Raw genomic sequence first — 23,050 nt, 5'->3', positions numbered from 1 at the left:
ACCCAACAACCGATCCAAGACCCTACAACCCAACCAACGGCACCGGACAATGGTCCGCCACCGTATAGTCCACGACCTCGATATCGCCTTCGATAACCGCTTCGCGCAGCTCGTTCACCCGGGCTTCCATCTCCAAACTGACCAGTTGGCGGTTGAAGATGTCCAATGCCCAATCGACCCCGCCTTCGGCCAGGCCGAGCCGATGCACACCCGGACGCCAGCGATCATGAGCGGCCTGCTCCCAGCTTTTAAAGGCGGCGAGGCCGACTCGCTTTACCATGGAGGTCAACATGGTATTGAGGTGCAGGTAGTTCTGGCTGGAATCGACGGCGATGGCCAGTTTGCCGGCGTTCTTGGCCGCCCGATACACGCCGACACCGCTGCCCCCGACGGCGGCGTAGACAATTTCGGCGCCATCGGTGAAGAGCGCATTCGCATACTGCGCGCCCATGGCCGGGTTGGACCAGACATCCGGGGTATCCCCCATCATGCGCACCAGCACCTGGCTGTCGTCATCCACATGATGGGCGCCCTGGGCGTAACCGCAGGCAAAACCACGAATAAACGGCAGATCCATACCACCGATGAACCCCAGCACCGGTCGCTCCGCCTTCATGGCGGCCAGAGCGCCCACGAGAAACGACCCTTCATGCTCCTTGAAGGTCAGCGACTGAACGTTGGGCGCATTCACGACCGCATCGATGATCGTGAACTGCAAGGCCGGATACTCGGCCGCCACCGTGGCGACGGCATCGGCATAGGAAAAGCCGACCGCCACAATCGGGCTATGGCCCTGCTCGGCCAGATTCCGCAAGGACTGCTCGAACTCGGCCACGGCTGACGGGTTCACCTCGGTGACCTCGATGCCGTATTTACCCTCGAATTTGGAAACCCCTTCGCGGAACACAGCCTCGTTAAAGGAACTGTCGAACTTCTTGCCGTCGGTATAAGCGACGGCCGGTTTGATGGATGCCTGAACCAGGCTGGCAAACACCAGTAAGAGTACCAGTAAGGCTCCCGGAAGACCGATTCGGATTGCTGTCATGACCCCTCGCGCTAAGTTGACCGGATGGTTAAAGGCGCGGGAGTATAGCGGGGTTGTCAGGTCAGATCGACCCGAAAAAGAGGAAGGAAAGCGCCCCCACCCGGCACGGGTGAGGGCGGCCCGATTAAACGGTCTCTTTCACCAGCTTAACCAGGTTCTCGGCGGTGATGCCGAAGTGCTTGTACAGGTCACCGGCCGGGGCCGACTCGCCGAAGCTGTTCATGCCCAGAATGGCGCCGTCCAGACCGACGTACTTGTACCAATAGTCGGCGATGCCCGCTTCCACGGCGACACGCTTGATGCCGTTCGGCAGAACGGACTCGCGGTAAGCGGCGCCCTGAGCGTCGAAGCGCTGGGTGCAGGGCATGGAGACAACGCGGGTCGGGGTGCCGGCGCTGTTCAACTGATCGGCGGCTTCGACCGCGAGGCCGACTTCGGAACCGGTGGCGATGATGACCGCGGCCGGGGTGCCGTCGCAATCCTTCAGCACATAACCGCCCTTCTCGATGTCGGCGATCTGCTCGTCGCTGCGTGCCTGATGCGGCAGGCCCTGACGGGAGAAGACCAGTGCCTGCGGACGGTCGTCGGCCTGGATGGCGCATTTCCAGGCGACGGCGCTTTCGACGGCGTCGGCCGGGCGCCAGGCGTCCAGGTTCGGGGTCAGGCGCAGGTTGGCCAGTTGCTCGATCGGCTGGTGCGTCGGGCCGTCTTCACCGAGACCGATGGAGTCGTGGGTGTAGACGTGGATCACCGGCTGCTTCATCAACGCGGACATGCGCACGGCGTTGCGCGCGTATTCCATGAAGATCAGGAAGGTAGCGCCGTAGGGGCGGAAGCCGCCGTGCAGGGCGAAACCGTTCATGATGGCGGTCATGCCGAACTCGCGCACGCCGTAGAAGCAGTAGTTGCCGTCCGGCTCGGCCTGGCTGACGCCCTTGGCGCCGCTCCACAAGGTCAGGTTGGAGCCGGCCAGGTCGGCGGAGCCGCCGAACAGTTCCGGCAGGTTCGGGGCCAGGGCTTCGATGGCGTTCTGGGATGCCTTGCGGCTGGCCACGGTCTCGCCCTTGTCGTTGACGCTCTGGATGTAGTCGTTCGCGACCTGCTCGAAATTAGCCGGCAGTTCACCCTTCATACGACGCTCGAATTCGGCGGCCAGATCCGGGTAGGCGGCCTTGTATTCGGTGAACTTGTCGTTCCAGTCGCTTTCCGCCTTGCGGCCTTTGCCGCGGGCGTCCCAGGCGTCGTAGATGTCCTGCGGAACCTCGAAGGGGGCGTGTTGCCAGCCCAGCTTCTCGCGCGTCAGGGTGATCTCGTCGTCGCCCAGTGCCGCGCCGTGGCTGGATTCCTTGCCTTCCTTATTGGGGGAGCCGAAGCCGATGATGGTCTTGCAGCAGATCAGCGTCGGTTGTTCGAGGTTGGCACGCGCGGTCTCGATGGCCTGGTCGATCTCTTCCGGGTCGTGGCCGTTCACGCGCGGAATCACCTGCCAGCCGTAGGACTCGAAGCGCTTGACTGTGTCGTCGGTGAACCAGCCATCCACTTCGCCGTCGATGGAGATGCCGTTGTCATCGTAGAAGGCGATCAGCTTGCCCAGGCCCTGAGTGCCGGCCAGGGACGCCGCTTCGTGGGAGACGCCTTCCATCATGCAGCCATCGCCCATGAAGACGTAGGTGTAGTGGTCGACGATGGTGTGGCCCTTGCGGTTGAACTGGGCGCCCAGGGTCTTCTCGGCCAGCGCGAAGCCGACGGCGTTGGCGAAGCCCTGACCCAGCGGGCCGGTGGTGGTCTCGACACCCGGGGTGTAACCGAATTCGGGGTGGCCCGGAGTGCGGGAGTCCAGTTGGCGGAACTGTTTCAGGTCCTCGATGCCCAGATCGTAGCCAGACAGGTGCAACAGCGAATACTGCAGCATGGACCCGTGACCGTTGGACAGCATGAAGCGGTCGCGGTCGAACCACTGGGGGTTGGTCGGGTTGTGCTTGAGGTAGTCGCACCACAGCACCTGGGCAATGTCCGCCATGCCCATGGGCATGCCCGGGTGACCGGATTTGGCTTTTTGCACCGCATCCATGCTCAGAGCGCGGATGGCGTTGGCAAGATCACTACGTGACGGCATCGAAAGATCCTCGATTGTTTTGGTTTCGCGTGCGGCATTAAGTCCGGAAGGCCGGGAGGTGATGTCCCGGAAAGGCCCGGGATTGTCCCAAAAATAACCAGATGGGGCAAAGCAAGCGGCGCGTTAATTTTATTTTGGTAGTCGAACTATATCAAAAAGCTTTCGTTCCAACCAGCATCGCAATCTATATCAAAATTTTTTGATATAGATATTGTGAAAGCCGGAATCCGCTGCTAGTCTTGCCGACCATGACACTGGACCAGCTGCCCCCCTTCTTCAAAGCCATCGGCGACCCGATCCGCCTCACCGTTCTTCAGGTGTTGGGCCACGGGGCGTTTGGCGTGCTCGAGCTGAGCGAACTGCTGGAGACCCGGCAGTCCGGCATGAGCCACCATTTGAAGATTCTGAGCAAGGCCGGCTGGGTGGAAAGCCGCCGTGAAGGCAACAGCATTTATTACCGGCGTGCACTGACCGACCGGCTGGGCATTCAACAACAGGTGTTCCGGTCGCTCGACGGGTATGAACTGCCCGAGGATTTACAACGTAAACTGGCGGACATCCGTCAGGCGCGGCTGCAGGCGGCCGAGGCCTTCTTCGCCAGCCACGCGGACGAATTCGAGCTGCACCAGGAACGCATCGCCCTGTTTCATCAGTACGGGCCGGAGACGCTCCAACTGCTGGACAGTTGCCGACTCCCGAAGCATCGGCGGGCCCTGGAAGTCGGTCCCGGCAAGGGCGATTTCCTGACGGCGCTGCACGACCGCTTCGACTCGGTCACCGGGGTGGACATTTCCCGGGCCATGTTGGACCAGGCCCGCAGCCAGACCTCCGGCCTGAGCCATCTGAACCTGCGCCAGGCCGACACCGGTCAACTGGTCAGCGAAGCCGCGCATTTCGACGTCATCGTCTACAACATGGTGCTGCACCATGTCCCGGCGCCGGGCCAGGAACTGGTGCACTGCGCCCAGTTACTGAACGATGGTGGCTTGCTGGTGGTCACCGACCTGTGTCGACACGATCAGGAGTGGGCACACAATCAGTGCGGCGACCAGTGGCTCGGTTTCGAGCCGGACGAATTGCACCAATGGGCCCGGGCGGCGGGCCTAGACACGGAACAAAGCCGCTTTTTGGCTCTGCGCAACGGCTTCCAGGTCCAGACCCAGGTCTACCGTAAGCCCGTTGCCACTGAATCGACCCTGGACTGCGAACCCGCAGACACTCTTTCGACGCTGACTTGAGGAACCAAGCCCATGAGCGAGTACAGCCTGTTTACTTCCGAATCGGTCTCCGAAGGCCACCCGGACAAGATGGCGGATCAGATTTCCGATGCCATTCTGGACGCCATTCTGACCGAAGACCGACACGCTCGCGTCGCCGTCGAGACGCTGGTCAAAACCGGCATGGCCATCATCGCCGGTGAAGTGCGCACCGACACCTACGTCGACCTCGAAGACATCGTGCGCGGCGTCATCACCGACATCGGTTACACCAGCTCGGAAGTGGGTTTCGACGGCGCCTCCTGTGCGGTGCTGAACGCCATCGGCAAGCAATCCTCCGACATCGCCATGGGTGTCGACGAAGCCGAGGAAAAGGAACTCGGCGCCGGCGACCAGGGCCTGATGTTCGGCTACGCCACCAACGAAACCGAATCCTACATGCCGGCGCCGATCCATTACGCGCACCGACTGGTCGAGCGTCAGGCCAAGCTGCGCAAGCACCATGTGCTGCCCTGGTTGCGCCCGGACGCCAAGTCCCAGATCACGTTGCGCTATGAAAACGGCCAGCCGGTCGCCATCGACGCCGTTGTGCTGTCCACCCAGCACGATCCGGAAATCACGCTGAACGATCTGCGCGAAGCGGTGATGGAGCACGTCATCAAGCACACTCTGCCGGCGGAATGGCTGCACAAGGACACCAAGTTCCACATCAACCCGACCGGTAATTTCGTCATCGGCGGCCCGGTGGGCGACTGCGGCCTGACCGGACGCAAAATCATCGTCGACACCTACGGCGGCATGGCCCGTCATGGCGGTGGCGCGTTTTCCGGCAAGGACCCGTCCAAAGTCGACCGCTCTGCCGCCTACGCCGGTCGCTATGTGGCCAAGAACATCGTCGCCGCGGGTCTCGCCGACAAGTGTGAGATTCAGATCTCCTACGCCATTGGCGTGGCCGAGCCGACATCGATCTCGATCAACACCTTCGGCACCAACACCATCGACGAACACAAGATCGCCCACCTGGTCCGCGAGCATTTCGACCTGCGTCCGCGCGGCATCATCGAAATGCTGGACCTGCGCAATCCGATTTACCGGCCGACATCGGCCTATGGACACTTCGGGCGCGAAGGCTTTAGCTGGGAGAAGTTGGATAAAGTTGAATTGCTGCGGGATGCGGCCAAGTAGGGTGGGCACTGCCCACCAGTTCCCTGACGCCCGCAACACGAGTCCGTCTGGCTGAATCAATGTTCGGGGCACCGTATTCTTCCCTGGTGGGCCATGCCCACCCTACGGTGCCAACCATCCAAATATCGGTGGCACCGCAACCTTTCCCGGTGCCGACACACTCAATTTCGGAGGCACCATGACTACCGCAACCAACCTCGACAACTTCACCGACTACAAAGTCGCCGACATTTCCCTGGCCGATTATGGCCGTCGTGAAATCGCCATCGCCGAGCGTGAAATGCCGGCTCTGATGGCGCTGCGCAACAAGTACAAGGCCGACCAGCCGTTGAAAGGCGCGCGCATCATGGGTTGCATTCACATGACCATCCAGACGGCCGTGCTGATCGAGACTCTGGTCGAGTTGGGTGCCGACGTGCGCTGGTCGTCGTGCAACATTTTCTCCACCCAGGACCACGCCGCCGCGGCCATCGCCGCCGCCGGCATCCCGGTGTTCGCCTGGAAAGGCGAGACCGAGGAAGAGTTCCTGTGGTGCATCGAACAGACCATTCTGTCCGAAAAGGAAGGCGACACGCCCTGGGACGCCAACCTGATTCTGGACGACGGCGGCGACCTGACCGCCATGGTGCACGACAAGTACCCGCAGTTGCTGGACCAGATCCACGGCATCAGCGAGGAAACCACCACCGGCGTACACCGCCTGCTGGAAATGATGGAAGAAGGCTCACTGAAGGTGCCGGCCATCAACGTGAACGACGCCGTCACCAAGTCGAAGAACGACAACAAGTACGGTTGCCGTCACTCGCTAAACGACGCCATCAAGCGCGGTACCGACCACCTGCTGGCCGGCAAGAAAGCGCTGGTCATCGGCTACGGTGACGTCGGCAAGGGCTCGGCCGCCTCCCTGCGTCAGGAAGGCATGATCGTCAAGGTCACCGAGATCGACCCGATCTGCGCCATGCAGGCGTGCATGGACGGTTTCGAAGTCGTCTCACCGTACAAGAACGGCGTCAACGACGGTACGGCGGACAGCATCAACACCGACCTGCTGGGCTCGACCGATCTGATCGTCACCACCACCGGCAACACCAATGTCTGCGACAAGCACATGCTGGCCGCACTGAAGAACGGCGCCGTAGTGTGCAACATCGGCCACTTCGACAACGAAATCGACACCCAATTCATGCGCGAACAGTGGCGCTGGGAAGAAGTGAAGCCGCAGGTGCATCAGATTTACCGGTCCGACGACCAGGACGACTACCTGATCCTGCTCGCCGAAGGCCGCCTGGTGAACCTGGGCAACGCCACCGGCCACCCGAGCCGGGTCATGGACGGCTCCTTCGCCAACCAGGTGCTGGCTCAGATGTACCTGTACGAGCAGAAGTTCGCTGAACTGCCGGCGGACAGGAAAGCCGAGAGCCTGTACGTGAAGGTGCTGCCGAAGAAGCTGGACGAGGAAGTCGCCGCGGAAATGGTGCGCGGGTTCGGCGGGGTGATCACCCGCATGACCGAGGCGCAGGCGAAATACATTCGCGTGCCGGTCGAAGGGCCGTTCAAGCCGTCGGATTATAAGTACTGATGTCGCGCTGTGGGCCGGAACCTTCGGCCCACAACGGCGATTGACCACCGTAGGGTGGGCACTGCCCACCAGTGCAGGTAGGATCGGTCCGGCGCCTTGGTAGTCCGAAGGGCGTAATCCGACATTGTGGCGGAGGTACTTTTCCACGCCTGGGTCCCCATCGTTGGATTACGCCCTTCGGGCTAATCCAACCTACTGGGCCGAGCTAATCAATCGATTCGTTCGAAGGCCTATTATCCTTCCTTGGTGGGCGGTGCCCACCCTACGGTTCTTTGCCCAACTACCCAACAAAAAACCACCTGAGCCCCCATCATGAGCACCCCTGTCCCTGTCAGTTTCGAATTTTTCCCACCCAAGACCGATGCGGGTTACGACAAACTGCTGAGCGTTCACACCGAACTGAAAACGGCCAACCCGGAATTTTTCTCCGTCACCTACGGCGCCGGCGGTTCGACCCAGGAACGCACCATCAATACCGTGATTGAACTGAACCGGCGCGGCGTGCCGACGGCACCGCACCTCTCCTGCATCGGCGCGACCACGGAAACCCTGACCGGTCTGCTGGACCACTACCGCGATGCCGGCATCGAACGGATTGTCGCGCTGCGCGGCGACCTGCCCTCGGGCATGGGCAACACCGGGGGCGACTTCCGCTACGCGTCCGATCTGGTGGCGTTTATTCGTCAGCGCTACGGCGACCGGTTCACCATCGAAGTGGCCGCCTACCCGGAGATGCACCCACAGGCGCCGAACTTCGACCGCGACATCGACAATTTCGTCACCAAGGCCAACGCCGGGGCGAACAGCGCCATCACGCAGTATTTCTATTCGGTGGATGCCTACAAACATTTCGTCGCCGAAGTCCGCCGTCGGGGCTGCGACATTCCGGTTGTGCCCGGCATCATGCCGATCATCAATGTCTCCAACCTGATCCGGTTCTCGGACGCCTGCGGCGCGGACATTCCACGTTGGCTGCGCAAGCAACTGGAAGCCTGCAGCGATGATACCGCCCGCATTCAGGCGATCGGTCTGGACGTGGTCAGCACCCTGTGCCGGGAATTGCTCGACGACGGCGCCCCCGGCCTGCATTTCTACACCATGAACCGGGCCGAGCCGACGCTGGCGATTCTGGATCGACTGGGGTAATCAAGCCTCACTGACGCAGGGCCGGACGCAGCAGATCGACGGCCAGATCGGCCTTGACCGGGTCCGCCGGTCCCTCGACCGTCGGGCCGTCGGCCTCCAGGCGCACATCTTTCGGCGGCAATGGCGATTGCTCGCTGATGCGGTACACCTGCCGCACCCACAGCGGCTGGCCCTGACTGTCGTGTCGCAACACCAGTGCGATGCTGTCGTCGCTTAACCGCACCGCACTGCCCAACGAATAGAGCCCCTGAGTCTCGATCAACCAGCGTATCAGTTGGGCGTCGAACTGGCCCTTGCGATGCAGTTGACCAAGCGCTTGCGTCGGTTGGTAGTAGACACGCCCGTTATTTAAGCGATACGCCAGTGCATCCTGGGCGGCGATCAGCTGCGCCAATGTACGCTGGTCATCCGGCAGTCGACGCAACAGCCCCTGCATGAGTCGCTTGGCAAAAACGGTCACACAGTCTTCCGCCTTGTTGGCACAATGATCTGCCAGGATCAAAGCAATGGCGGTCCTTTGTTCGATGTCGGTATTGTCCGCACTGCGGATGCGGCTGTGAACAAACAGGGGTTGGCGTTGGTGGTGCCAGCTGCGGCTCAATCGCTGCACCGCCTCGGCCAGATCCGGCGTCGGTTCGGCACGGTTGTGCTGTTGTTGCCGCCGGACCGCGGCCAGGGTATTGCGCCACACCGCCTCGACCGATTCCCGGGGCTCGCTCGCACTCTTGCTCCGGGCAGCCTTGGCGGGGCGTCGCCCGGCCGTCGAGGATGACGGTTTCGAGACGGGCGACTGAACCGGCACCGGCTCGCCCTCCGGCGACAGGAATCGCTCTGGGATCTCCTCGCGCAGGCCGCCTTTCTTGCGAAAATTGATCTGGTCGCGCTGTAGATCGGTGACCAGAGCGGCGATGGCGGTCTGCCGCTGCGCCGGCATCGTGGCCAGGCGACACCCCAGCGTGGTGATGCCCGCGTCTCCATTGAAACTCATCCGCTGCAACACGGCCGGACATTCAAGACGGGTGTGGTTGGGAAAGTCCAGTTCGATGGTGAGCGTCATGCCGAGTTCGGGGAAACGCGCCCGGACATCCTGCTCGAATTCGATACCACAGCCATCCACCGACATGTCGCGGAGCCGGCCGGTACAGTCGACATCACCTTCATCACGTACCCGTGCGCCGATCAACAGACTCCGACGCACCTGAGCCCGGTAACTGCGGCGACGCTGATTCGTATACAGGACCGCCGGTAGCGGGCACTGAAAGCGCGGCTCATCCCCCGCCTTCGGGGCCGCCCGGGCCGACAGGTCCGGGGCCCGGATCTGCACGCCGTCGATATGGGTTTCCAAAGTGAACGCGGTGCCACTGGCCAGTTCGCCGGCCAGAGCGCGTGGCATTGGTTCATCGAGCGTCAGTCCGGTTTGCGGATCGACGTCGATCACATAGGTCGACAAACTGCGCTGGGATTGGGTGAACACCAGGCTGACCGGAATGACATCCTCCTGCGCGGTGCGCAACAGGCGCACGATATCGGCCGGGTTGGTGACGGCTTCGCCCTCGGTTGATTGATTCACCTTTGCCTCTTGGATCATCTTCGGTTGCCAGTTTACCACCGAGCGGCATGCGGCAGAACTCGCGACACTTGTAATCCGATCGGACCAGAGCCATCTACCGTTGAAAGGCATTCAGGTGTACCCTTACACGTCCGCCCGGTCTTACTCCCCAGAGGGTATCGGGCGTGGTCGAACACACCAGCACGCGAGCACACTATGGCACACAAGGTATTCATTGACGGCCAATACGGCACCACCGGCCTGCAGATTCAGCAACGCCTGGAAGACCACCCTGAAGTGGACCTCCTGTCCATCCCGTCGGACCAGCGCCGGGATGCCCTGTTGCGAGAAGAGTGCCTCAATGAAGCCGAGGTGGTGTTTCTGTGCCTGCCGGACGACGCCGCGCGCGACGCCGTCGAACTGGTCACCAACCCGGACACCGTGATTATCGACGCCTCCAGCGCACACCGTGTCGCCCCGGGCTGGGTCTATGGCGTGCCGGAATTGCCGGGTCAGCGCGAGCTGCTGCGCGCCAGCAACCGCATCGGCAACCCGGGGTGTTACCCCACCGGCATGACCCTGCTGACCAAACCGCTGGTCGACCAGGGCCTGATGCCCAAGGACTACCCGGTGACCGTCAGCGCCATTACCGGCTACAGCGGCGGCGGCAAGGCGATGATCGCCGACTACAAGGCCAAGGGTAAGGACGAACAGGAAGACATCGCCGCCCGGCCGAAGAATCTGGACCTCAAGCACAAGCACCTGCCGGAGATGCAGCGCATTCCGGGCTTCCAGTACCCGCCGGTCTTTGTCCCCACGGTCGGCAACTTCGAACAGGGCATGATTGTTCAGGTACCGCTGCACGAGCGCCTGCTTGGCGGCTCGGCGGCCGAAGTGCACCAGTGCCTGGCCTCGGCCTACAGCGGCGAGACCTTCGTTCAGCTGTTCCCGTGGAACGACCAGTCACAGCTGGAAGAAGGCTTCCTTAAGCCAACCGCCTGCAACGGCACCAACCGCTGCGAACTGTTTGTTTTCTCCGCCGACAATGGCCTGATCATGCTGATGGCCCGGCTCGACAACCTGGGCAAGGGCGCATCCGGTGCGGCGGTGCAGAATATGAACGTCCGCCTCGGTCTCGACGAAACCACCGGCCTGCTCTAAGCAGGCCATCCCACCGCGAAAGGACACCCGATGAGAGTGCCCCGCATTCACCTGCCCGACGCCGAGGCGCCGGGTCAACGCCTCGCGCTGCCCGAAAGTGCGTTCGGGCATCTGGTCCGGGTGCTTCGCCTGGGCGAAGGCGCCCCCATCGAAGCGTTCAACGGGCGCGGCAAACGCTTCGTCGCCGTACTGGCCGATGTCGGCAAACGCCGGGCGGACATCCAGCTGACCGAAGCGCTGCCGACCCTGTCCGAATCCCCGTTGCACACCCATCTAGGCCTGGTCATGTCCAAGGGCGACCGCATGGACTACGCCCTGCAAAAGGCGACCGAACTCGGCGTCAGCCGTATCACCCCGCTGACCAGCGAACGCTGTGATCTCCGGCTCAAGGCTGAGCGCCAGGCTAAGAAACTGCAGCACTGGCAGGGCGTACTGGCCAGCGCTTGCGAACAGTGTGGGCGGGATACGGTGCCGGTGCTGGATGAAGTAACCGGGTTGTCGCAATGGCTCGACGCTCAGGAATCCCAACTGCGACTCGTATTGCACACCGCCGCCCAAACGCCGGAGTTCCCGGTCGAGGCTCCCTCCTCAGTGAGTTTTCTGGTAGGGCCGGAAGGTGGCCTGACCGATGGTGAAGTGGAACAGGCGGTACGGAACGGGTTCCAGGCCTGGCAGTTGGGGAGCCGGATCCTGCGAACCGAGACCGCCCCGGTGGCGATGTTGGCGATACTGCAGCACCGTTGGGGCGATTTGGGTGTTGGCGAGTCCTGAGGTAGGGCAGAAGAGCGACAGCGTTATCTGCCGTTGGGTAAAATCCGAGACAATGGACTATCCACTGGCACTTAAATTTCCCCTGGCAGATAACGCCCTTCGGGCTCTTCTGCCCTACTAATCACTCCGCCCCCTCCCAAAAAAGTGACCCACGGCCAATAGTCTTCCTGCCAAATCGCGCTATCCTAGACCTCATCCCCCAATCGACAGGAGGTCCCTCGTGGATGTCTTCAAATTTGTCATCATCATCGTGCTGATCGGCACCGTTGGCGGCATCGTCAAGGAAGTTCTGCGCAATAAACGCAAGTCGGAACTCAAGAGCAACCAATGGAAAGACGAGCGCATCGAAGCGCTGGAGGAGCGGGTCGCGACCCTGGAGCGGATCCTGACCGATGACAAGGAGCGCCTCAAGCGCGAGATCGATTCCCTGCACCGCGAAGAAGCCTGAGCCCCGGCGGGCTCAGGGCAGAGGTCTTACTGGAAGCGGAACAGCGCCTCGGCGTTCTGGTGGGTCTGACGCAACACCTGATCGACGGGCACGTCTTTTACATCGGCGATCTTCTCGATGATAAAGGGCAGGTATTTGGGCGCATTCTCCCGGCCGCGATAGGGCGCCGGGGTCAGGAAGGGGGAATCCGTCTCCACCAGCATCTGCTCCAGTGGCGTTTCCGCCAGCACTTCCCGCACATTCTCGGCCTTGTTGAAGGTGATGATGCCGTTGAAGCCGAGCATGAAACCCTGGTCGAGACAGAACCGCGCCAGATCGATGCCCGACGTGAAACTGTGGATCACACCCTTGCGGGCCAGCCTTGGCGCATACTCGCTCAGAATGGCCCGGGTGTCCTCGTCCGCCTCGCGGGTGTGGATAACCACGGGCTGATCCAGCTCGCAGGCGATCTCCAACTGTTCGGCAAAAACCTTGCGCTGCACCGCCCGGTCCGAATTGTCGTAATAGTAGTCGAGACCGATCTCGCCGATGGCCACAATGTGCTCGTCCCGACCGTGTTTACGCAGCTGAACGGCGGTATCCGCCGTATAGGCCTCGGCATCGTGGGGGTGAATGCCCTGGGTGCCGTAGATCATGGCATCGGCTTCCACCAGATCGCGCACCTCGGCGAGGTTGTCCGGGGAGACGGCAATGGTCACAATACGCTCGATTCCCACCGCCCGTGCGTCACTCAGAATCGTCTGTAACTCCGCCTCTTTCAGATAATCGAGGTGGCAGTGCGTTTCAATAATGGGCTGGGAAAATACCGGAATATCGCGCTTCTTGCGGCTCATGACTGGGTCTCGTTGAGCATGGGCCGCACAGTGTAATGATCTGAGACCGGGTACGCCAGACGGAGTAGCCGGCCTCCTACGGAGACATCAATGCAAACACCGATCAAACACATCATTTTTGATATGGGCGGCGTTCTGGTACAGATCCGCTGGCACGAGGAAATCAGCCGCATCCTCGGCCGGGATGTGCCTTTCGAGGACATCCACGCTCTTTGGGGCAACGCCCGCTCCACCCACGCGTTCGAAACCGGCCAGATGGACTTCGAGACCTTCACCGACGCCTTTCTCGACGAATTCAACCTGACGCTCGATCGGACCGACTTTCAACAACGGTTCAAGGGTATTCTCGGCGATGACTTCCCCGGCGTGCTCGAGCTGTTGGATGCACTGAAACCGCAGTACACGCTCAGCTTGCTCAGCAACACCAACGCCTGCCACTGGGGCATGCTGGTGGATCGCAACACCTTCCTGCCAAAGCTGGACCATCATTTCACCAGTATGGAACTGGGGGTGATGAAACCGGACGCGGCGATTTATCGGGCCGTACTGGATACGCTTGAGACTGAACCGGAAGAGACGCTGTTTTTCGACGATGGGATCAGGAATGTGGAGGCCGCTCGGGCGTTGGGAATGCAGTCGGAGCAGGTGTTCGGGCCTGGGGATATGTCGAAGGTTTTGAAGCATAAAAGCTTGATGTTTTGATCAAGCCCAAGTGTGGCCCGATGCCACTGATGTGGCATCGGGCGCTATTGCCTAGAATTCGTAGCGGAATTCAGCAACCGTGGTCAGACCTTCATCCAGGCCACTGACAAACAACGCCTTGTTGATCACCAGATTCGTGCTCAGACGCGGGGTCATCTGGTAGGCAAACCCGAACTGGACGTTCGAATTCGGCATGGTCCACTGCATGCTGGACTCATCTTCTTTTGCCGCATCGCCACCGTCATTATCGTAGTTCGCATTAGTGTCGCGATCGAACAGATTCGAGGCGACCGAACCGATCAGTGTCGTCTTCTCGGACTTGCGGAACTCGGTACCGATCGATACCGGCAGCCACCAGTTACCGTATTCATCATAATCCGGTTGGGATGGATCCGCCGCTTTGTTTTCCACGCCCTGCGTGGAAGAAGTCCGGTTCAGGCCAGCCGACGCAATCAACCGTGTACGGTTGTTGATCATGCGCTCATGGGACGCCACCAAACCGAATGTGAAACGTTCCTGTATGAAGGACACGTCCGAATTCGTCGTAGTGCTGCCACCGGTAGTGGTCTCGTTGACAATGTCATAGTTCGCATTGGCCGAGCCTATGAAACCGGACAGCACGGTACGAGCCTGGTTGTCTTCCGACAAGGTGTATTTCGCCAGGGCACCCCAGCGAAGCCCTTTGTCGATAGACGTCTCTTCAACCGTTTTGGTATCGGCATCGGTGTCTTCGTTCACGTCTTCCAGACTACCGAAGGGCAGTCCCAAGGTGACCGAGCCTTCAAGCGGCAGTGAATTGGAAATGAAACCGACGGTGGTGTTGAACTCGTAGAGGCCACCTTCTGTCGTTACCGAGGTGGTATCGTCCTGCATATCACTTTCCATGGACGAGCTGAGAGCGCGCACATTCAGCCGAACACCCAGATCGCCGGTACCGATCGCACTGGCCCAATAGGCATCGAACAGATTGCTGATCGTATCGTCGTTGCCGTCACCATCGATGTCTCCGACGACACTCGAGTCGACGGACGTATCGACCAGACCACTGCCATTGGAATCGTAGTAATACAGATAGTCATCAAACGTCCGGCGCCCAAAATAGATACCCACATTCTGACCGAATACCTGGGTGAATGCGCCGCCACTGAAACCGGTGCTGTAGTACATCCGGGCTTCGGCTGTATCCTGCAGGGCCAGGGCGAAGGCCGGATTGACGGTGTGGTTCTGGGCGTCGGAGGCGGTCAGGTAACCCTGATTGAACGCCATGGAACGAAAATACTGGGAGTCTGAATCCCAGCCATCGATCCCGATGGAGGGCAGGAAGACGTTTGCGGAGGAAAGCGTGCTGATAGAGGCGATACAGGTCGCCAATACGGCTTTTTTCATGTGGATTCCTTTTATTGCTGTACTGCCAGGTTGGCTACCCCTTTCGGCGTAACCACGATCGATATCGTTTAGACGGGGAATCTTGGAGCGATATCAAGCGTCGTACAATACGAATTTGTAAAGGAATTGCCAGTCAAATGTAATCCGGTGGCGCACATCTGTCCGCCTGTAAGCGGTTTCCCTTGATGCACTACCTTATGAGCCCTGGAATCTCGCCATGGACAGTAAAAAATGATTCACTTCTCATAGCCTTGCTAATCCAAGATCCCCAAACAAAATACCCGGCGCTTGGCCGGGTATATCGGTTTACCTTTCCATCAATTCAGCAGTGTGGAATAGTATTGTCTACTGCACACTGGCTTCCACAGTCAACATCATCCTGTCCGGGTTCGTCACGTCCAGAGTGATGTCGTAGTCACCCGCCGTGTCGATCTCGACCGAGATATTCAAGCCGCCGAAACCGTCATCCGCGCCACTCAGTGCAAGCCCGCCGTTCTGTACCACATCGGCGAATTGAATTTGGCGGCTCCAGTCGTCATTGACGATTTTGAAGGTGGCGGTTCCCGCTTCGAGCGTCACGGTATCGCTGTAGATCAAGCCGTTATGGTCCACGGCAACGTCGTTGCTCCAGTTGTTGAAGCTGCCACGAACATACATCGGCTCGCCGAACAGGTCGCCGTAGGTGTGGTCGCCGTTGGCGGCCATGGCCAGTGTCGGCGCGGAAGGATCCGCCGAGGCATCCAGCGTCAGGTCGTAGTAGCCCGCAGTCAGTCCACTGTCCATCAGCGCATTGCTGCCATTGGAATCGCTGAGCGTGACCGAGCTACCGGCGGTTAGGGTCGTACTGGAACCCGCCAGCTTGTAACCCCAGCCTGCGTTGGCGATCGCGAAGTCAATCGCGGTTGCCGAATCGCCACTGAAGTCAAAGGAAGCCGGGTCGATAGCCACCGTGGCCTGGTATTGGCCATTGCCGACAAAGGGCAATTCATAGGCGGGCACATTGCCCCAACCGTTGAGCTCGCCTTTGACATACAGGGCACCCTGAGCGTCGTAGGGTGGAACCTCACTGGATTCGACCTTCAAGACCGGATTCGCCGGATCCGAGGCATCCAGGGTGAAGGTGTAGTCGTTCTCGGCTGCGACGGACAGGCCGATATTGCCATTGCCCGGATCGGTCAGCGCCACCGAATCCGCATGGACGGACACGTCGCCGTAACCCAGGTTGACGTCAGCCCAGTCGGCATCACCGATCTTGAACTCATAGTCACCCGCGGCCAGGTCGTTCAGTACATAGCGGTAGACGTCGCCGCCTTGATGGGCCAGTTGAGCTGCGCCGGGCACATTCCAGTCCGTCAGGCCACCGCGAAGGTAGACGACCTCGCCCAGGCTGCCATGGTCGATTTCAATGAACGGTATCCGCATATCGATACTGCCATCCGCATCGCTGTCGACACCAACCACCCAGAAGTCGTAAACGGAATCCGCCTCGAAGTCGTTCAGCAGATTCGCCGGATTGGCACCCTGCGTCAGACCATTCTGGGTAACAGGTCCACCGATGTTGATCGCGGCCCATTGATCGTCGGCGAACTTGAATTCGCCATCGCCTTTCAACACAAAGGCTTCAGCGTGGTAGGTCGCGTATTCGGTATTGGTCATATCGACGGCACTGCCCGCATCCCAACCGACGATGCCACCCCGAATGTTGAGCCCGTCAATGCTGTCGTCGACCGCCTTGCCCTCACTGACGATCAGGTCGGCGGCCGTACCGGTCAGGTTGACGTCGGCGCGTGTATCCACCACCAGACTGGCCGTCAGGCCGCCACTGCCGTCTTCGGTGGAGTGTTTGAACAGCTCGGTCCGGGTCAGCACAAAGGGTTCGTCGAACGCGGCCGTTCCGGCGTCATCGTCCAGCGTTGCCCAGATCAGTGAGTTTGAACTGTCTTCCTCACCCCAGGTAAACGTATATTCACCGGCACTGCCTTCAATAGGCCCCTGAAATTCGCCGCCGTCACTGACCACATACAAGGCATCGCGCGCGTTGGGGTTGCTGTAGCTGACGGTCACGGTGTCGGGGTAGCGGCTGTCCACCACGAAGTCGCGCGTGACCACGTCCATCTCGCCGTCGCCGTTGACCACGGTGGCTTGAACCGTGACGTCGGTTCCGTCGACCAAGTCTCCAAGGCGGAAGAAGGAGCGATAAGGAGCATTGAAGTCCTCGGAGATAAGCGTCCAGCTGGACCCACCGTCGGTGGAATACTCAAAGGTTGCTTCATAATCCGGCAGCGCTACATCGTCCAGCCCGACGATATCGAGCCCGATTTCAAGCGTTCCTGTGCGGGTTTCACCGCTTTCGAAACCGGTCATCGCGATATCCGGCGTCGGCGATACCGGACGCTCGCCTTTGGCTTTGTAGATCACCACGCCATGGGCGGGGATCTGCAGTTTGACGTCGCCCTGATCCAGTACGGCGTCACCTTCGGCACCGTAGACCGCACTGTAACCGTTCGCGGCGGCTTCGACGTAAACGGTCGTGGCGATGTTGCTGGTGTTGAAGGCGACCAGGTACTCGACGTTGTCCTCAGGGTGAACCCGGGAAACGACGTAGGCGCCTTTGGTACCGCTCTCGGCATAGCGTTCGTGCTGAACGCCCTGGCGCAGGGCTTTGTGCTCCCTCAGAACCTCACCGTATTCGGCCAGCGTTGTGTAGATCGGGTGCGCGGTATCGAAGTTGTCTTCAGCCGTGGTGGCGGACGTACCGATCAGGTCGTTGTTGTTGTATTCCTCGACCTGGGACGGGAACATGTTTTCACGGGCGGACTGGTCGCCACCAATGCCGGTGAAGCCCTGCTCGTCACCGTAATAAACCACCGGTACGCCCCGCAGGAAGTACATCATGGCATGGGCCAGTTTCATCTTGGCCAGGTTCTCGGGGGTATCGCCGCCACCCAGAAAGTAACCAAACCGACCCATATCGTGGTTGCCGGTGAAGTTCATCAGTGTGGAGGCATCACTGTCGTGATCCGAATACTTGTCGTCGGCCAGGAACAGATTGCGCAGGGTTTCCGGCGTATCGCCTCCGGAGACAGCCGCGGATACGGCGGCCTGGAAGCCAAAGTCCAATACCGATGGAATCTTTCCTTCGGTGGTGTAGGTGCTCAGGAAATCCGGATCGGCGCTGTAGACTTCGCCGAACATGGTGAAGTTGTCGATACCTTCGCTCTTGGCGTGATCGACAATGGCCGGTGCGAACTGCTGCCAGAATTCGGTATGCACATGCTTGACGGTATCGATGCGGAAACCGTCCGGTTGGAAATCGGTGACGATGTTCTTGAAGATATCGATCATACCATCGATGACGGCCTGATCGCTGGTGGCCAGATCGTCCAGGCCAACGAAGTCACCGTAGACGGCATTTTCGCCCGAGAAAGTGCTGTCACCCTGATTGTGGTAGTACTTGGGGTCGTTCAGCCAGGCCGGCACCTTGACGTTTTCTTCTCCGCTGGGCACAAACGGAGTGTAAGTGTCTCCATTGGCGACGTCCTCAAGTGATTTGTAGGCGCAGCTCTCCAAACCGTCCTGATAGGTCCCGTCCGAATCGTGACACTCTTCATACTTGATCACATCGGCTGTGTGATTGGTGATGATGTCGAAGAAAATCTTGATGTCGCGTTCATGCGCGGCGTTGATCAGAGATTTCAGGTCTTCATTGGTACCGAGATGTGGATCGATCTGAGTGAAGTCCAGTGTCCAGTAACCATGATAGGCTGAGCTCGCGTCTTCACCTTCACCCTGAACGGCTTTGTTCTTCAGGATCGGCGTCATCCAGATGGCCGTTACACCCATCTCTTCCAGATAGTCCAGCTTGGCCTCCAGGCCAGCCATGTCGCCGCCATGATAAAACCCTTTATCGGCCGGGTCATAACCGTGCGAATATTTATCGCCGCTCAAGCCACCGAAGTTATTGCTGGGATCACCGTCGTTGAAACGGTCCGGCATGACGAAGTAGAAAACGTCGTCCCGGACATCCCGCTCATCATAGGGTGCCAGTTTGGCTTCGTCGTCGACAGGTGGTTCGGTGGTTCCACCCCCGTTATCGTTGTCATCGTCCTTACCGCCCCCAGGATTACACCCGGCCAGAGCGATGGACGCCGCCAAGGCGGAAACAAGCCACAGCCGCTTATTGGAATCGTGCATGATCAACCCCTCTCATTGTTGTTGTCGGTCTTCGAGTCTTTCGTTGTTCTTGTTCTTTGTGTGAGAGTGCAGGGAAACTCCCACTTTGACGCAACAGTGTGTGGCGAACCGTCTTCAAGGTGGAGATCGAAAAGTCGGGGGGTTTGGTTTTAGCGGTACTATAAGTTTCAGTGATGATCACTGTGAGTGATGGCTGAGTGAAGGAATGGCATCAACGGCTCCGTAGGGTGGGCACTGCCCACCGGTATTGATGAGTCACCCATTGAAGTCGACCCTTCGGTAGTAGTCGAATTAATAGTGAATCGTCGGCATTTTATGGTGGGCGGTGCCCACCCTACGCGGCCATTCTCCACCCCCGTCCCACCTCTCGAAAAATCCTCCACCCACCACATTCCGTCTGTTTTCCCAACCCGGATTTGGCACAGAGTGCACTCGGCGTTTAACAACAATAATCGAGAGGAATCCAGGATGCTGAAACATCGAGTGGGAATCGGCCTATTCTGCCTTATGGCGGCTTTGGCCGGTTGTAACAGTACGTCGCCGTCGGATGGTGATACCGGTGGTGGAGACAATAACGACAACGACCAGGGCGGTGGCGACACCACAGCGCCCCTGCCCGAGCCGATTTACCAACCCAAGGCCAATGAGGCTGTCATCTACTACAAGCGAAACGATCATCTCGGTGAAGACGGCCGCGTCGACAAGACCGCCTATCAAGGCTGGGGCTTGCACCTGTGGGAAGACGACCGTGTCAGCGTTCAGGGCGAACTGAGCCAGCCAACGAGTTGGGATTCCCCTCTCTCCGGCAGCGCTGTGGATGAGAACTATGGTCTGGTTCTCGTGGTCTCAATGAACACCGATGACTGGCACGATTTCATGTTCATCATGCACAAGGGCGAAGAGAAGGACATCGGCGGTCGAGACTGGCTGTACGATCGGGCCGAATTCGGCGAGACCATCTTCCTGTTCGAAGGGGTGGATCAGGTCTATACCAAACCGGTTCTGGAACCGCCGGTGGAAATGTCCGGTGCCAGTGCGCATTGGCTGGCCGAAGACACGCTGGCCTATGAGCCGGGTGGTGACGATCACAGTGTGACACTCTGGCACTCAAGCGACGCGAGTTTGGAGCTCGATGGCGTCGAGAAGTCGATCGCAGGCGGCGACGGCCAGGCCTTGACCCGCAGCAATCTGTCGAGCGAACTGCAAAACCGCTTCCCTCATCTGGCGGATTGGCAGGGCTGGACTCTGGATACCACCGCATCCGAAGCCAAATCCCTGCTCCAGGGCCAGCTCTGGTTGGCGGAATTCGATGCCGAGGGCACACTGGTGACGGCCACCCGGGTACAGACTCCGGGCGTACTGGATGACCTTTATGCCGACCAGGCAACCACAGCCGAGTTGGGTGCGCGTTTGACCGGTTCAGGTACCACCCGGTTCGATCTGTGGGCGCCGACCGCGCAAAGCGTGTCACTGGTACTGAACCCGGGGGTCAATGAGACGGTAACCAGTATGAGCCGGGATGACGCTTCGGGCGTTTGGTCGCACACTGTCGATGAGAATCTGGACCGGGAATATTACCTTTACGAGTTGACCGTCTATCATCCGGAAAGCGACGATCTCGAAACCCTGCGGGTGACCGATCCATACAGCCTGAGCCTGGCCACCAACAGTCAGTACAGCCAGGTCGTGGATCTCGATGCGGCCGATCTGCAACCGCCCGGCTGGGACACCCCGGTTGCCCTGCCGACCTATGAGCCGGAAGACCTCAGCATCTATGAAATGCACATCCGCGATTTCTCGGTCAACGACAGCGCTGGCACCGCCGCGCACGACGGTACCTACAAAGCCTTCACCGAGACCGCCCGCGAAAGCGTGCAGCATCTGCAGTCCCTGAAAGACCAGGGCCTGACCCATGCCCACCTGCTGCCGGCCTTCGACATCGCCACCATCAACGAAGACCCGGCGCAGCGTGTCGACATCGACCAGCCGTTCAGCGACCTGTGCGATGCCGTAACCCAGGTCGCCACCGACTACGCCGAGCACTGCGACGATGGCCAGACTGTGGCCGAAGTTCTGGACAGCGTGTTGCCGGAAGCCGAAGGCGGCGAAGTCCAGTCGTTGAATGCCCATGTGCGCAACATCGACAGTTTCAACTGGGGCTACGACCCGTTCCACTACACCGTTCCGGAAGGCAGTTACGCAACCGACGCCGAAGGTACTCAGCGCATCCTGGAATTCCGGGACATGGTCAAGGCGTTGCACGACATGGGGTTGATGGTGGTCATGGACGTGGTCTACAACCACACCAACGCCGCCGGCTTGCAGCCCAAATCCGTTCTGGACAAGGTCGTGCCGGGTTATTACCACCGTCGCAACCCGACCTCAGGTGCCGTGGAAACCTCCACCTGCTGCCAGAACACAGCCTCCGAGCACCGGATGTTCGAGAAACTGATGATCGACAGCCTCAAGGTCTGGGCCGATCAATACCGCATCGACGCCTTCCGCTTCGACCTGATGGGCCATCACATGAAGTCGAACATGACCCGGGCACTGAGCGAAGTTCGGGCTGTGCGCGATCATGTCTACTTCTATGGCGAAGGCTGGGATTTCGGTGAGGTCGGCCAGAACAAACGGGGCGAAAACGCCAGCCAGACCAACATGGCCGGCACCGGCATCGGCACCTTCACCGACCGCTTGCGTGATGCCGTTCGCGGTGGCGGACCGTTCGACAACGGCGACACCATTCGCAAGAATCAGGGCTTTGCCAACGCGGCCGTGGCCAACGACCTGAACCAGGCGGACCTTGACGCGTTCGAAGCGGCGTTGCTGGAAGACATGGACCAGATCCGCCTCGGTCTGGCGGGCAACCTGAAAACCTTTCGCTTTATCGACCGCACCGGCACCGAAGTCGCCGGCACCGAAGTCGATTACAACGGCAGCCCCGCCGGCTACGCGGACGACCCGGAGGACGTAATCAATTACGTCTCCAAGCACGACAACCAGACGCTGTGGGACAACAACATGTACAAGGTCGCCGGCAGCATCAACGAGGCCGATCGCGCGCGTATGCAGGCACTGGCACTGAGCATTCCGATGCTCGGCCAGGGCGTGCCCTTCATCCACATGGGCTCCGAACTGTTGCGTTCGAAGTCCATGGCGCGGGACAGCTACGACAGCGGCGACTGGTACAACGCCGTCCATTTCGACGGTACCGACAACAACTGGAACGTCGGGCTGCCCCGTGAAAATGTGGACGGTGAGAACTGGGCATTGATCGAAAGCATCAACGCCGACCCGCAGGCGGACCCCAGCACCCAGTCCATCGCGCTGACGGCCGACCAGTTCGGTGAATGGCTGCAGATACGCAACAGCAGTGAATTGTTCCGGTTGAATACGGCGGAACAGGTAAACGACGTGGTGAGCTTCCACAATACTGGCACCGGCCAGACGCCGGGCGTGATTGTTATGAAACTGACCGATACCGCTGACGATCTGGATGCATCGCGGAATGCCATCGTGGTCGTGTTCAATGCGACCAACAGCGAGCAGACCATGACGGTCAACGGCGCGTCCGGCTTCAACCTGCACCCGGTGCAGCAGTCGAGCGCGGACACCGTGGTTCAGGGGGCATCGGTGAGCGGCAGTGACTTCACCGTGCCGGCGCTGACCACCGCCGTGTTTGTGAACTAACCAACAAACGTAGGGCAGAAGAGGCGCA

At 60.0% G+C, this 23,050-nt stretch carries 15 protein-coding genes; 9 read left to right on the top strand and 6 right to left on the bottom strand.

Annotated features, from left to right (window positions below; all coding sequences use genetic code 11):
* Positions 1–22 precede the first annotated feature (22 nt).
* Complete coding sequence (locus tag IE111_RS08335) at positions 23–1,045, bottom strand: BMP family lipoprotein (protein ID WP_189608087.1); 1,023 nt, start codon at positions 1,043–1,045, stop codon at positions 23–25.
* 124 nt (positions 1,046–1,169) lie between these two features.
* Positions 1,170–3,161: a transketolase gene (gene tkt, locus IE111_RS08330; RefSeq protein ID WP_189608086.1), complete on the bottom strand. Its 1,992-nt coding sequence runs from the start codon at positions 3,159–3,161 to the stop codon at positions 1,170–1,172.
* A 248-nt stretch (positions 3,162–3,409) separates the two neighbouring features.
* Between tkt and IE111_RS08325 the strand changes: the two genes are divergently transcribed.
* The 4 genes from IE111_RS08325 to metF all read left to right on the top strand — a co-directional run bounded on the left by IE111_RS08325 (position 3,410) and on the right by metF (position 8,288).
* Positions 3,410–4,399 carry a metalloregulator ArsR/SmtB family transcription factor gene (locus tag IE111_RS08325; RefSeq protein WP_189608085.1) on the top strand — a complete coding sequence of 330 codons (990 nt, stop codon included), beginning with the start codon at positions 3,410–3,412 and terminating at the stop codon, positions 4,397–4,399.
* Positions 4,400–4,411: 12 nt separating this feature from the next.
* The gene (metK, locus tag IE111_RS08320) at positions 4,412–5,563 is read left to right on the top strand and encodes a methionine adenosyltransferase (protein WP_189608084.1); all 1,152 of its coding nucleotides are present in this window, start codon (positions 4,412–4,414) and stop codon (positions 5,561–5,563) included.
* Positions 5,564–5,741: 178 nt separating this feature from the next.
* Positions 5,742–7,142, top strand: a complete 1,401-nt coding sequence (ahcY, locus tag IE111_RS08315) for an adenosylhomocysteinase (protein ID WP_189608083.1) — start codon at positions 5,742–5,744, stop codon at positions 7,140–7,142.
* A gap of 312 nt (positions 7,143–7,454) precedes the next feature.
* Entirely contained in the window at positions 7,455–8,288 is an 834-nt protein-coding gene (metF, locus tag IE111_RS08310; RefSeq protein WP_189608082.1) for a methylenetetrahydrofolate reductase [NAD(P)H], read from the top strand.
* A 7-nt stretch (positions 8,289–8,295) separates the two neighbouring features.
* On the opposite strand, the gene IE111_RS08305 is transcribed toward metF, so the two are convergent.
* Positions 8,296–9,858 carry a flagellar brake protein gene (locus IE111_RS08305; RefSeq protein WP_189608081.1) on the bottom strand — a complete coding sequence of 521 codons (1,563 nt, stop codon included), beginning with the start codon at positions 9,856–9,858 and terminating at the stop codon, positions 8,296–8,298.
* Between the two features lie 195 nt (positions 9,859–10,053).
* Between IE111_RS08305 and argC the strand changes: the two genes are divergently transcribed.
* From argC to IE111_RS08290, 3 genes are all read left to right on the top strand, one after another.
* Positions 10,054–10,998, top strand: coding sequence for an N-acetyl-gamma-glutamyl-phosphate reductase (gene argC / locus IE111_RS08300; protein ID WP_189608080.1), 945 nt, complete (start codon positions 10,054–10,056; stop codon positions 10,996–10,998).
* A gap of 30 nt (positions 10,999–11,028) precedes the next feature.
* Complete coding sequence (locus IE111_RS08295) at positions 11,029–11,769, top strand: 16S rRNA (uracil(1498)-N(3))-methyltransferase (protein WP_189608079.1); 741 nt, start codon at positions 11,029–11,031, stop codon at positions 11,767–11,769.
* A 220-nt stretch (positions 11,770–11,989) separates the two neighbouring features.
* Entirely contained in the window at positions 11,990–12,217 is a 228-nt protein-coding gene (locus IE111_RS08290) for a hypothetical protein (protein WP_189608078.1), read from the top strand.
* Positions 12,218–12,243: 26 nt separating this feature from the next.
* Here IE111_RS08290 and IE111_RS08285 read toward each other — a convergent pair whose 3' ends face one another.
* On the bottom strand, positions 12,244–13,050 hold the full coding sequence (locus tag IE111_RS08285) for a TatD family hydrolase (RefSeq protein WP_189608077.1): 807 nt from the start codon (positions 13,048–13,050) through the stop codon (positions 12,244–12,246).
* Positions 13,051–13,140: 90 nt separating this feature from the next.
* Here IE111_RS08285 and IE111_RS08280 point away from each other — a divergent pair, with 90 nt between their 5' ends.
* The gene (locus IE111_RS08280; protein ID WP_189608076.1) at positions 13,141–13,752 is read left to right on the top strand and encodes an HAD family hydrolase; all 612 of its coding nucleotides are present in this window, start codon (positions 13,141–13,143) and stop codon (positions 13,750–13,752) included.
* Between the two features lie 51 nt (positions 13,753–13,803).
* On the opposite strand, the gene IE111_RS08275 is transcribed toward IE111_RS08280, so the two are convergent.
* Both IE111_RS08275 and IE111_RS08270 read right to left on the bottom strand, forming a co-directional pair.
* Complete coding sequence (locus tag IE111_RS08275; protein WP_189608075.1) at positions 13,804–15,138, bottom strand: hypothetical protein; 1,335 nt, start codon at positions 15,136–15,138, stop codon at positions 13,804–13,806.
* A 345-nt stretch (positions 15,139–15,483) separates the two neighbouring features.
* Positions 15,484–19,332: an alpha-amylase family glycosyl hydrolase gene (locus IE111_RS08270; protein ID WP_189608074.1), complete on the bottom strand. Its 3,849-nt coding sequence runs from the start codon at positions 19,330–19,332 to the stop codon at positions 15,484–15,486.
* Between the two features lie 468 nt (positions 19,333–19,800).
* Between IE111_RS08270 and pulA the strand changes: the two genes are divergently transcribed.
* Positions 19,801–23,022, top strand: coding sequence for a pullulanase-type alpha-1,6-glucosidase (gene pulA / locus IE111_RS08265; RefSeq protein ID WP_189608073.1), 3,222 nt, complete (start codon positions 19,801–19,803; stop codon positions 23,020–23,022).
* Positions 23,023–23,050 lie beyond the last annotated feature (28 nt).

Origin of the sequence: Saccharospirillum salsuginis (assembly GCF_014651855.1) — a bacterium.
Taxonomy (GTDB): domain Bacteria; phylum Pseudomonadota; class Gammaproteobacteria; order Pseudomonadales; family Natronospirillaceae; genus Saccharospirillum; species Saccharospirillum salsuginis.
Note: the sequence above shows the minus strand (reverse complement) of the source record. Positions and strands in the feature narration are given on the sequence as shown.